Consider the following 12,448-nt stretch of genomic DNA (forward strand, 5'->3'; position numbering starts at 1 on the left):
CTAAAATCGTTTGGTTGGCTTTCGCAGTTACAACGAATGTCGGGTATGCTGGCTGCGACCACAACATTCAGAGACGATGCTCTTGGTCTGGATTGAGCCGTTGGATTGGTCGTGGAAAAGGAGCAGGGGCTTGTGCTGCGTTTGCTCCGAGGTCTGCAATGAGCCAAAACCAACAATTGTTGCGCGCTGTGACAACAACCACAAACTAGGCTAAAGCTGTCACTGGAGTGGGATAAGACAGATCAAAACCGTCATTCGCGATAGCCAATCTGAAATCACCGAGGCTTCTAGTCAGTCGCAATGTTCCGGTTTGGCGTATTTGGCGGCTTGGAAAACCGCAGAGAAACACAAGATTTTTAGCCCGTACGACGTAGGCCTGTGTCAATCTCGAAGAGATGCGACTTAGAAGGTTGGATCGAAAACTGCATGATAGAGTTCTCACTGCTCAGGACATGAACACCCGGCAGACTGGCTGTAAAGCTTTCGTTTGTGTCAACAAGTTCACAATGCAGGAGAGTATTTGCGCCAAGCGGTTCAGCCAATTTGGGACGCACGCGGATAGTTCCGGCGTCTTCTGTGATCAGATGCTCCGGGCGGACACCTAATTTGACTGGTCCGTTGGGTCCACTGGCCTCAGCAATATGTTGATCGCCCAAAGTGACCCATCCGTCCTTAATTTCCGCATCCAGGATGTTCATTGCCGGGCTGCCAATGAATTGCGCTGCAAAAAGGGTGCGCGGAGTTTCATAAACTTCGAGTGGGGTGCCGATCTGTTCGGCAACGCCACCATTCATCACGATCATCCGGTCCGCCATGGTCATCGCCTCGACCTGATCATGAGTTACGTATAGTGCCGTTATACCCAGCTTCGACTGAAGCTCTTTGATCTCAAGGCGCATTTGAACGCGCAGTTTGGCGTCGAGGTTCGACAGTGGTTCATCAAAGAGAAACACCGCCGGTTCACGTACGATGGCGCGCCCCATCGCGACGCGCTGACGCTGCCCGCCAGAGAGTTCTCGGGGTTTGCGATCCAACAGCGGTTCAAGTTGCAGCAATCTGGCGGCTTCCAGAACCTTGGTGTCAACCTCTCCCTTCGGAAGCTTGGCGATCTTGAGACCGTAGCCCATGTTTTGACGTACAGACATATGCGGGTAGAGAGCGTAATTCTGAAACACCATTGCGATGTCGCGGTCCATTGGCTCTTTTTCGTTGGCGCGCTCTTCCCCGATTAATACGTCTCCAGCTGAAACCGTTTCCAATCCTGCAACCATGCGCAACAAGGTGGATTTTCCACAGCCCGACGGTCCGACGATGACTATGAATTCGCCATCAGCAATGTCCACAGAGACATCGTGGATCACCTCGGTGTCGCCAAAGCTTTTCTTGATATCTTGCAGGGAAACTGTTGCCATCTGCTATTTCTCACTATCGACAAGGCCGCGAATAAACAGCCGTTGCATGCCCACGACTACAATCACCGGCGGGATCATCGCAAGGATTGAGGTGGCCATGATCGTTGGCCAGTGCGCAAAGTCATCTCCGCTTGGGAACATCTGTTTGATACCCATCACGATTGTGTTCATCTCCGGGTCCGTCGTGATCAGCAGCGGCCAGAGGTATTGGTTCCATCCATAGATAAAGAGGATCACAAAAAGAGCAGCGATGTTTGTGCGGCTCATCGGGACAACGATATCCCAAAAGAACCGCATAGGGCGGGCGCCGTCCACGCGTGCAGCCTCTGCCAGTTCATCCGGGATGGTCAGAAAGAACTGCCGAAACAAAAACGTCGCTGTGGCCGAGGCGATCAAAGGAAATATCAGGCCGGAATATGAGTTCAGCATGCCAAAGCCGGCCACCACCTCGTAAGTGGGTACGATACGCACCTCAACAGGCAGCATCAGTGTCAGGAAGATCAGCCAGAAAAAGATGCTCCGACCAGGAAACTTGAAATAGACAATGGCAAATGCCGAAAGAAGGGAAATGACAATTTTGCCCACTGCGATCCCGATGGCCATGACCAGACTGTTGAACAGCATTGTCCCGACTGGCACGTTGATACCTGAGAAAAGTGCGTTCTTATAGTTGATCCAAAGCTGATCACCTGGCCAGACCGGCATGGGTGGGCGGATGATGTCCGACTGCGTCACGGTTGAGGCCACAAAAGCCAGCCAGATTGGAAAAAAGATCACCAGCACGCCGAGGATCATAAGCACATGGGTGAGCCACAGTCCCGTGCCTCGCTTTTCGACCATGCCGTGAATTTCGCGTGCCATCAGTAATGCACCCGTTTCTCGATAAATTTGAACTGTAAGATGGTCAGCAGCCCCACCACGATCAGCAAAATAACCGATTGTGCGGAAGATGACCCAAGGTCCTGGCTGACGAACCCGTCCGAATAGACCTTGTAGACAAGGATCGTAGTTGCCTGCTGCGGCCCACCCCCGGTGATCGTGTGGATCACACCGAAGGTTTCGAAAAAAGAGTAGACGATATTGACCACAAGCAAGAAGAAGGTCGTAGGCGACAAAAGCGGCAGCACAATTGTCCAGAACCGCCGCCAGAAATGCGCACCATCAATGGCAGCGGCCTCGATAACCGATTTTGGCACGGATTGCAGGGCTGCGAAGAAAAACAAGAAGTTATAGCTGATCCGCCCCCAGGCAGATGCAACGACAACAAGGCCCATTGCCTCTGTCCCGTTCAGCACATGGTTCCAGTCATATCCCAATTGTCCCAGATACCAGGAGACCACGCCGACGCGGGTGTTGAACATGAACAGCCAGAGCACGCCAGCAACTGCGGGAGCCACAGCATAGGGCCAGATCAGTAAAGTGCGGTAAACTCCAGACCCTTTGATCAAACGATCCGCAATGACGGCAAGAAACAGCGCTGGGATCATTGAGCACAGTGTGACAAGGATCGAAAAGATCGCAGTGGTCACAAAAGATGCTCGGTAGAACTTGTCCGACAGCAGGTATTCAAAGTTACCAAGGCCCACATATTGCATGGACAGGCCAAAAGGGTCGGGAATGAACAGCGATTGCCAGATCGCCTGGCCCGCCGGATAGAAAAAGAACACCGTAGAGATTACGACCTGCGGCGCAATCAGCAACAGCGGCAACAGCCAACCGCGGAACTTAACCCGTTTTTCCATCAGACCTCTGGCTAAGAAAGGTGGGCCGCCTGGCCCACCCTTTTTTTCGTCTTAGTTGTTTGCGGATTCGAACCGACGCAAGAGCGCGTCGCCGCGTTCTTTCGCGCTGTCCATCGCTTCTTGAGCGGTCTTATCACCCGCCCAAACTGCCTCCAGTTCTTCGTCGATGATCCCCCGGATTTGGTCGAAGGATCCCAGCCGTAGGCCTTTGGAGTTCGCCGTTGGGTCATTCGCGGTCATCTGGATGACAGCCACATCAGTGCCTGGGTTTGAGTCGTAAAACCCGGCGGCGCGGGTTGCTTCGCCCGCTTCTGTGGTGATGGGCAGATAGCCGGTGTCCTGGTGCCATTGCGCTTGCACGTCACTGGACGACAGGAAGCTCAGGAACTCGCCAACACCTGCGTATTCGGCGTCTTCATGGCCTTCCATGACCCACAGGGATGCCCCACCGATGATGGTGTTCTGCGGGCCGTTTCCGACGCCTTCCCAATAGGGCAGTGGTCGCACGTCGAAATCAAATTCAGCTTCCGCCTTGATCCCGGCATAACCAGCCGAGCTTTCGGTGAACAACGCACATTCGCCTGACCGGAAGTTAGCACCACCTTCATTGCGGCGGCCGGTATAGATGAACTTGCCGTCCTTTGCCCATTCACCCATGGCAGTCAGGTGTGCGACCTGAGCTTCGCCGTTCAGCATCAGCTCTGTATCAAGTCCGGCAAAGCCGTTGTCCTGACTGGCGAATGGCACGTCATGATAGGCCGAGAAGTTTTCAAGATGAATCCAGCTTTGCCATGCGGTCACTAAGGGGCATTGAGACCCACCAGCCTTGAGGGCATCGAGTGTTTCGCCGACTTTCTGCCATGTCGACAGATCGGTATCCGGGTCGACACCGGCAGCTTCAAAGGCGTCCCGGTTCACCCACAATACAGGCGTGGACGAGTTGAACGGCAGCGACAGCATTTCGCCGTCGGTGGTCGTATAGTACCCTTTGACAGAGCCAATATAGGCGTTTGGATCAAACGTAGCGCCGCTTTCAGCCATTACTTCGAAAACAGGCTTGGTTGCCCCTTTAGCGGACATCATCGTTGCCGTTCCAACTTCGAACACCATCAGGATATGCGGTTGCTCGCCAGCACGGAACGCCGCAATCCCAGAGTTGAGCGTTTCGGAGTAATTTCCCTTGTGGCTTTGCACGACGACATAGTCGTTTTGGCTGGCATTGAACTCTTCAACCTGTGCCGCGACCAACTCGCCCAAGCGGCCAGTAAATGCGTGCCAGAATTGCACTTCTGTCTGTGCCATTGCCGCAATTGGCGACAGCATTGTGGTAACGGCGAGAGCGCCGAGAAATGATTTTTGCATTGTTCCTCCCTGGCACCGCAGCGGTGCGTAGTCTTTGAGCTGGGATTTCGTTCCCACGCATATTGTTCGATATCAAAACGATACACCCCTTCGAGAATTTATCAAGAAAGGACTCTCCAGTCCTATGAGGCATCACATTGCAACATTTTCGCTTTGTCCAACGGTGCACTTGGCGACGACCGATCAGATCAACTTGGATCGAGGTGTATTTGGTATACACAGGGAAACCTTAAATTGCTTGCCCATCACTTAGCACTCTGTGTTCGACACAGTGGTGCAATAGCGATTGGAATCTTGCGAGATGCCGCTTTCTCATGGTTGCGCAAACGGAACAGTTGATATCAGTTTTCTGCGAATTGAGCGTATAACCATTGGCCATGCGCGAGCTTCTACAGTACAGCTTCTCGCCCTTGATGCCGTTCGCAAGAGTATAAAAGCGCCCAAAGCGTGCGATGGTTGATAGGAGCGAAAGTCTGCTTCGCGGGACCTTTGCCGCCGTTGCCCTTCCGGGTGTTTGCTGACGCAGCATCCGCTCGCCGGTGCGGCACGCTTATCGCTGGATGGCAGCCGACGCCACCAGACCGGTCATTCAGAGCCACGACGATGCCCAATTCTCACACCGTCTATTCGCTGCAACTAGGATCGATTATTGAGGAGCGCAACAGAGCTGCCTTTTGATCGCGCCGCTATCGTTGACGCAACATCGTTTCGCGGGTGCGGCCATACGGGAACGCTCTTGGCCAGTTTGCGGAGGTATTGGGTGGTGGTGGCGAGAAAGAATTCGTCATTTGCACCGCACAGTCCACGTAATCGGAGCAGCCCCGGCCCAAGAAAGCGTTTGAGATACGCTGTTTTCAGGCATCACCGTCATGTGCGATATGCTGATCATGACCTTTCTGGTAACGCTGCGGACTCGGGTATTTTGGTGATGAACACCATCATGTCGGGCGATGACCAAAATATCGGCAACAAGCACAAGATCGTCGAGGGTCTGATCCTGACGGCCGTTAGCGGGACTCTTGTCCTGGCTGCGGGAGAGAATAACCCGATGGACGCCTTGTGCAACGCGATGATTATCGGGATGATGCCTTTACGATAGTCATGGGACTGATGTGCGTGGCTCTTGCCAGGGCCCGATATCGTGACGACCTTTAGCAGAAACTGGTGGCTCCGGCAGAGAAAACATGTTCCCGGATGGCCGCGAAGCGGTCGCTTAGCTTCATGCCTAGGTTGAAAATCCGATCTGACGTCTAGTATTGAGCCTGCTGGATAGCTCGTAAAACATAACGAATTCAATTAATAAGTGCTCCGGCGACAAAACGGTAAGGAACCCCCAACTTGCGGGCAGGTTTTCGCCTACTTATCTCGAAATGCATCTTATGGGTCGGAGTAAGCACTTGAACGAATCCATCCAGGTTGCCATTCGCGGCACGGGCCACTTTTTTCCCGGCCATCCTGTCGCGTCCGAAGCTCTTGATGCAAGAGTAGGCTTGAAATGCGGGCACCTTGAGCAAGAGTCCGGCGTCAAATCCCGTCACTTTGCCGAAGATATCAGCCAGATTGATATGGCCGTGACGGCATCCCAGCGTGCGCTGGATCAGGCCGAGTTGGGCGCTGACGACATCGATCTTGTCATTTCTGCCAACGGCGTCCCGTTCCAGACCTTGCCGTCGACCGCTCTGCTGGTGATGCGGGAACTTGGTATTGGCGACGGCAACGCCGCGGCCTTTGACGTTAACAGCACCTGTACCAGTTTCATCAGCGCGCTTGAGATTGCCAGCCGGCAGGTCGCATCGGGTACCTGCCGTAATGCGTTAATCGTCTCGTCTGAAATCGCCTCGCGCGGGTTGCCATGGTCTGAACAGCCCGAGGTCGCTGCGCTGTTCGGTGACGGGGCTGCCGCTGCGATCATTGGCCCCGATGACAGGTCAGGATGCGGTATTCGGGCCAGTCTGATGCGCAGCTACCCGTCGAAATACGAGGCGTGCCAGATCGCCGCCGGAGGAACCCGGTTTGACTATCATGAAAACCCTGATGAGTTTGCCCGCCACACTCTGTTCCGGATGAATGGTGCAGATCTGTTCAAGCTCACGCTGAAGCACTTTCCCGGGTTTGTGGATGAACTGTTGGAACAGGCGGGTTGGCAAAAGGAAGATGTTGATCTGGTTGTGCCGCATCAGGCCAGCCCGCACGCGCTGACGCATGTAGTGCGGCAGGCGGGTTTCGGCGGCGACAAGATCGTCAATCTGGTGGCGCAGATCGGTAACCAGATAGCTGCCTCGGTGCCGACGGCGCTGGATCATGCGCGCAGGCAGGGGCAGGCGGGGCCGGGAACGCGGCTGCTGATGTTGGGGACATCGGCGGGCGTTTCATTCTCGGGCCTCGCGATGCAAATGTGATCTCTTTGCGGGTGCTTGTTACAGGGGCCACCGGTTTTCTCGGCGGCAGGCTTTGCGGTTTCTTGCGCGACCAGGGGCTGGATGTCGTTGCAACCGGACGTTCGGCACCGCGCTGTGCCGATCTGCGAGATCAGGGGTTTGAGGTGCATCGCGCTGATCTGACCTGCTCGCTGGACCCTGTGCAGTTTGGCGGTTTGGATGCCATCGCCCATACGGCCGCGCTGTCCGCTCCTTCCGGTGCGCTCCCGGCGTTCCAGTCTGCAAATGTCGATGCCACGCGCAATGTCGTGGCGCTGGCCCAACAGGCGCAGGTTCGGCGCTTTGTGAACATTTCTTCGCCATCGGTCTACTTTGCGCTGCGTGACCAGTTGGATATCAGGGAAACCTGCCCGCTGCCTGCGCCGTTCAACAATTATGCGCGTACCAAGGCCGAGGCTGAACAGATCGTGCTGGCCACCCCTTCGATTGGCCCGATCAGCCTGCGCCCGCGCGGGATTTATGGCCCCGGTGATACCGCACTGCTGCCACGGCTGCTGAAAACGGCGCAATCCCATCCTCTGCCCTTGTTTCGCAACGGGCGTGCCAGCATCGATCTGACGCATATCTCCGACGTGTGCCGCGCCGTGCTTGCTGCGCTGACTGCAGGCGTAGAGGCAGAAGGAGAGATTTTTAACATCTCTGGGGGCGAGGCGTTGCCGACGAAAAAGATCATTGAAATGGCATGTCAGCGCGCGGATGTTCAGCCGAGGTGGCGGCCTATGCCGCTTCGACCCACCCTCGCTGCGGCCAGGATGGTGGAGCAGGTGTATACTCTCTGGCCGGGCGCGGGTGAGCCCAAAGTCACGGCCTATGCGCTTGCCCTGCTGGCCTTTGAACAAAGCCTCAATATAGATAAGGCCTCCAGGGTTTTGAACTGGCATCCAAATATCCGGTTTAATGAAGGGATCGAGAGCGTATTCTGGGCAGGGAGTGTATCGTGAAGCTGCACTTTGCCAACAGCGCCTTTATCAAAGCGCCGGAACGCTTGGTCGAGCCCGACGGCAGCTGGTTTCAGACCCGCCAGCTGCGCGTGCGCTATGGCATCCTTGAACATCCGGGGTTTGGCCCGGTCCTGATCGACACCGGGTACAGCAGCCATCTCTTCACCGGTGCTCGCAGCTTTGGCCTGCGCGCTTATGCTGCCGTGTTCGACCCCGTGCTTGAGCAGGAGGGCGAGATCGCGGCGGTTCTACAGCGGCTTGACTATTCGGTTGAAGATGTGCGCAAGATCGTCGTCACGCATTTTCATGCCGATCACGTATCGGCTCTGAGCAGCCTCCCAAAGGCTCAGATCATCACACATCGCAAAACACTCACGACCATTCTGGGCCAGAGCGGGTTCGCCAACCTGCGTCACGGAATTTTCCCGGAACTTCTGCCCGATGATGTGCTGCGCCGGGTCACGGACATCGCGGAGTGTCGTGTCTCAGATGCGCCGCTGACTCTGGGTGCAGGCCGCGATCTGCTTGGCGACGGAACGGTGATTGCAGTTGATCTTCCCGGCCATGCAGTAGGGCATTTCGGGCTTTGCTTCCCATGGCTGGACCCCGTTCTGCTTTACGCCTGTGATGTGCAGTGGATGCGGACCGTATTGGACAAACCGCTCCCTTTGTTGGGACGGATTGCTGCGCATGATACGGGTGCTGCCGAGCGCTCCAGCCGGAAGGTGGCTGAATTTCGGAATGCGGGCGGTCGGGTCGTGCTGTGCCACGATCCGGCCCTGACCTCGTTCGATCTTGAGCAGCCCGCTGATGTCTGATCTGTGGCATATCGCACGCGCTTTTGCATCGACGCGTTATCGCTCGCGCCAAAGCCTCTCTCGCGCCGACTTCCTGATCTGGCAGGACCGCGCGCTCCAGCGCTGGTTGCAGCGGGATATTCCAAAAACACGTTATTACTCCTCTGCCACGTCAAGGCTCGATACCCTGCCGATTGCCGACAAGGCCCAGATGATGGCTGATTTTGGAGCGTTCAATCTGGGTGGCATTTCCGCCCCTGTCGGATGGCAGCATTTTGAAACCTCCGGCACGATCGGAGATATCAGCGTTGGCGCCAGCACCGGCACCAGCGGCAACCGCGCGCTTTATGTGATCACCCCACAGGAACGGTTGCGCTGGCTGGGGACCATTTTGGCCAAGGCACTTCCCCGGTTTCCGTTCCAGGCCGAGCGTGTGGCCGTGATTCTGCCGCAATCCTCATCGCTTTATGACACCGCAGCGCGGGCCAATCGGCTGGAACTGGCTTTCTTCGATCTGAAAGAGGGGATGGAGCGATGGTCCAATCGGCTTGCGGCGTTTGATCCGACATGTCTGGTTGGCCCTCCGCGCATTCTGCGGGCTTTGGCGGAAGAGGATATCGGGCTAACCCCCCGGATCGTCTATTCCAGCGCCGAGACGCTTGATCCTGTGGATCGTCAGGTGATCGAGGCGGGGTTTGCCTTGAAGCTCGGACAGATTTACATGGCCGCCGAGGGCCTCTTCGGGGTCAGCTGTCCGCATGACAACATCCATCTGGCTGAAGATACCACGAAGTTTGAATTTGAACCTGCCGGAGATGGCCTTGTGAACCCCATCGTGTCGTGTTTTCAGCGTCAATATCAGATCATGGCGCGCCATCGGATGAATGATCTGTTGCGCCTCATGCCCGAGCCTTGCCGCTGCGGGTCGCCGCTTCAGGCGGTCAGCGAGATTGTTGGCCGAATGGATGACGTGTTTGTTTTCGACGCGGATACGAAACCTATCTATTTCACACCGGATGTCCTGCGCAACGCGGTGTTGGATGCGGATCGGAGCATTGATGACTTCCGCATTCTGCGCGTGGCCGAGCGCCGAATCGAGCTGGTTTTGCCTGAGCGATACAAACCTGAGCAGCTGCAAACATCCAAAGCTGCCCTGGAACGTCTGATCCAAGCACGGTGTAAGGGCATTACAGTTTCAGCCCGCACCGCCCGGCTGTACCCCGACAATCATCGAAAGCTGCGACGGGTGGAAAACCAGTGGCGGGCAGATCCCCGATGAAAGGGGCGTTTCTGGTCAACGCCTCGCGCAGCGGTTCGACGATGATGTCGACCATCCTGCGTCAGCACCCGGATGTGCTCAGCCTGTCCGAGCTGATGGCAACTCAAGGCACACGGGCCTTGCTTCCCGGTCAGATCAGCGGGCAGGCGTTCTGGTGGCAACTTGCCAAGCCGACAGCCTTGATGCGCCATCTGGCAAATCCGGCAAGCGCCCCGGATGAGTTCCTGTATCACACGGTCCAGAAGCGGCGGTTTGATCCTTTCAACTGCCCGCTGATCCTTGCCGTGACTCTACCACATCTCTTCCCGACGCCCGACACTGAGTTTGACGAGTTGGCCCATCAGATGCGCCGGTTCTCGCGTCAGACACGCGCGGATCACATGCGTGCCATGATCGACCTTCTTGGTACAAAAACAGGCCAGCAGTTCTGGGTAGAACGATCCGGCGGCACCCTGATGGCCACGTCCGCGCTCGCCAAAGCGTTTCCGAACGCAAAATTCGCGATCCTCCTTCGCGATGGGCGCGATGTTACGTTGTCAATGCGACACTACAAACCGGCGCGCTTTGTGATCTGGTTCTGGAAACTGGCCTCGCGGTTCGGCGTTGATGTGTTCAAGCCGGGTGCGCAAATCGGCAGTGCCCGGTGGATTGCATTGACCGAAAAGCTGTCGGGGCGGGTACTGCCGGTTGACTGGATTCTAAACACCAGACCCTCTATCGAAGATGCCGCCCGCTGCTGGTCTGCGCTGACTAGAAGCGGGCTGGCACAGTTTTCAGAACTGCCGACCTATCGCAGGTTGGTTCTGCGCTACGAGTCGGTGGTCGCCGATCCCAAAGCAGAATTGATCCGCTTGGCCCGTTTTCTGGAGTTGCCGGACAACAAGGGATGGCTTGAATATGGTGCAAACGTCCCCCGTATGGTCTCCCCGCGCTACAAGGCGTTGCCCGCGCAGGAACGGCGGAAACTCGAAGAACTGACGGCAGCTGCCAGAGCCGTGTCTGACCAACTCGCTTGATATGATGCTGCAGGTGGGACGACGGCATCGTCCAATAATTGACCTCGCACCAACAACTGCTTAGCGCGGTTCTATGATCAGCCTTGCTTCCACGTCCCATCTGAAGGGCTACCGCCTCCCTCGCTCTGTTACTTCCTACGCGACCTGGGCCTACTACCGGTTTGCGATGAGCCTGCGCGATGTCGAAGAGACCCAGCGAAAGTGCGATTTTTCCCGCCATCTGTAAATTTGGCGAAGTGATCTTGCCGCGTGGTGGACGAATGGCGGGTTTTTCCTCCGCATGGTAGCGCACCAACAAATGCAGCCGCAGCAACTCTTCTGCGGCGAGCGCGCGTAGTACAAGTCACAATGACCGGGTCGGGCTCGAACCGAACCACTGCGGCGGTGCGACTGTAGGTCTGGTCTGGATTGGCGAACGGCAAGTGCCGCCCGCCAACATGGTTCTAATGTCGATTTGCTGGGCGATGCTCAGCGCATCTTCAAGTTCGACACCAAGATATCTGACAGTGCTGTCAACCTTTGTGTGTCCGAGCAGCAGTTGAACAGCCCTGAGATTTCCGGTCTTGCGGTAGATCTCCGCCGCCTTGGTCCGGCGCAGCGAATGGGTGCCGTAGCCGCTGGGTTCCAACCCAATCGCAGCCACCCAATCCCGCACAAGTCGGCCATATTGGCGGGTTGAGTTATGTGGGCGGTCATGAAACCGGCTGGGAAACATGAAACGGCAGCCGTTCATTTCCGGCGACTTGATCCATGCGGCAATGGAATCCCGCGTGTTTTCAGAAAGCTCGAACTGAACGGGTCGCTGGGTTTTGCTCTGGATTACAGACACCCTCTCGCGAACGCGGTCATCTCTGACCAAATCGCTGACGGACAGTTTCATCAAGTCGCAACCGCGAAGTTTGCTATCAATCGCCACGTTGAACAGCTTGAGATCGCGCAGCTTCCTGGGCAATTCGAGCCGCGCGCGGATTGCCCACACTTGTTTCGGCAACAGCGGCCTTTTCTGGCCGACGATCCGGCCCTTGTTCCAGGCTCTTCGTTTCGGGGTGACAGCGGGAAGTTGAACTTTTGACATAGTGCGCCCTCCAATCCTCCCGCCAGACCCAGACATCAGCGCCGCGCTGATACCTGAATTTTGCTGTTGGTTAATTGGCCGTTGTCCGATTACTTGTTTTTTGGGTAACGCTGCGCGTGCATTGGGCTGTTCTGAGCCCATCATGTGAATTTGATTTTCTCGCAGCACAGATTTTGCCGCGCACGCATCATCTTTAGTACGACAATGCAGCGAGAAGAGCTGCCATTTGTGCCAGGCGCAGCGGGACTTCTTCAGGCAAGGAACGAGACACGGACAAAGCGCTCTTTCGCTATAGCAGCACCAATGGCGGCTTTAGGAGTCTGACGCAACAAAGTGGTAATCGGATATCAGCAGCACTGAGCTTGAAAGGAGTTATGGCACCACAC

Annotated in this window: 9 protein-coding genes and 2 pseudogenes; 6 read left to right on the forward strand and 5 right to left on the reverse strand. The window is 56.2% G+C overall.

Going from position 1 to position 12,448, the window contains the following annotated elements; translation table 11 throughout:
- Positions 1-356: 356 nt before the first annotated feature.
- From BLU89_RS18385 to ugpB, 4 genes are read right to left on the reverse strand one after another with little or no spacing between them, the layout of a single operon-like run.
- Positions 357-1,412, reverse strand: a complete 1,056-nt coding sequence (locus BLU89_RS18385; RefSeq protein WP_074738770.1) for an ABC transporter ATP-binding protein — start codon at positions 1,410-1,412, stop codon at positions 357-359.
- A gap of 3 nt (positions 1,413-1,415) precedes the next feature.
- A complete protein-coding gene (gene ugpE, locus BLU89_RS18390; protein WP_074738907.1) occupies positions 1,416-2,252 on the reverse strand; it encodes a sn-glycerol-3-phosphate ABC transporter permease UgpE in 837 nt (278 codons plus the stop codon).
- A gap of 20 nt (positions 2,253-2,272) precedes the next feature.
- On the reverse strand, positions 2,273-3,154 hold the full coding sequence (gene ugpA, locus BLU89_RS18395) for a sn-glycerol-3-phosphate ABC transporter permease UgpA (protein ID WP_074738772.1): 882 nt from the start codon (positions 3,152-3,154) through the stop codon (positions 2,273-2,275).
- A gap of 51 nt (positions 3,155-3,205) precedes the next feature.
- A complete protein-coding gene (gene ugpB, locus BLU89_RS18400; protein WP_074738773.1) occupies positions 3,206-4,516 on the reverse strand; it encodes a sn-glycerol-3-phosphate ABC transporter substrate-binding protein UgpB in 1,311 nt (436 codons plus the stop codon).
- Between the two features lie 848 nt (positions 4,517-5,364).
- Here ugpB and BLU89_RS18410 point away from each other — a divergent pair.
- The 6 genes and pseudogenes from BLU89_RS18410 to BLU89_RS18435 form a co-directional block, all read left to right on the forward strand.
- Positions 5,365-5,671 (forward strand): annotated as a pseudogene (locus BLU89_RS18410) (BCCT family transporter); the annotation flags it as partial.
- A gap of 242 nt (positions 5,672-5,913) precedes the next feature.
- Complete coding sequence (locus BLU89_RS18415; RefSeq protein ID WP_245709790.1) at positions 5,914-6,915, forward strand: 3-oxoacyl-ACP synthase III family protein; 1,002 nt, start codon at positions 5,914-5,916, stop codon at positions 6,913-6,915.
- 11 nt (positions 6,916-6,926) lie between these two features.
- Positions 6,927-7,895, forward strand: a complete 969-nt coding sequence (locus tag BLU89_RS18420; RefSeq protein WP_245709795.1) for an NAD-dependent epimerase/dehydratase family protein — start codon at positions 6,927-6,929, stop codon at positions 7,893-7,895.
- The gene (locus tag BLU89_RS18425) at positions 7,892-8,713 is read left to right on the forward strand and encodes an MBL fold metallo-hydrolase (protein WP_074738777.1); all 822 of its coding nucleotides are present in this window, start codon (positions 7,892-7,894) and stop codon (positions 8,711-8,713) included. The genes BLU89_RS18420 and BLU89_RS18425 overlap by 4 nt, the downstream gene beginning before the upstream one ends.
- Entirely contained in the window at positions 8,706-9,971 is a 1,266-nt protein-coding gene (locus BLU89_RS18430; protein WP_074738778.1) for a CoF synthetase, read from the forward strand. Before BLU89_RS18425 ends, BLU89_RS18430 begins: the two co-directional genes overlap by 8 nt.
- Positions 9,950-10,987, forward strand: a complete 1,038-nt coding sequence (locus tag BLU89_RS18435; RefSeq protein WP_143030613.1) for a sulfotransferase — start codon at positions 9,950-9,952, stop codon at positions 10,985-10,987. The genes BLU89_RS18430 and BLU89_RS18435 overlap by 22 nt, the downstream gene beginning before the upstream one ends.
- A gap of 445 nt (positions 10,988-11,432) precedes the next feature.
- On the opposite strand, the pseudogene BLU89_RS18440 reads toward BLU89_RS18435, so the two are convergent.
- Positions 11,433-12,062: pseudogene (locus tag BLU89_RS18440) on the reverse strand (tyrosine-type recombinase/integrase); the annotation flags it as partial.
- Positions 12,063-12,448 lie beyond the last annotated feature (386 nt).

This window comes from Ruegeria halocynthiae (assembly GCF_900106805.1).
GTDB classification, from domain to species: Bacteria; Pseudomonadota; Alphaproteobacteria; order Rhodobacterales; family Rhodobacteraceae; genus Ruegeria; species Ruegeria halocynthiae.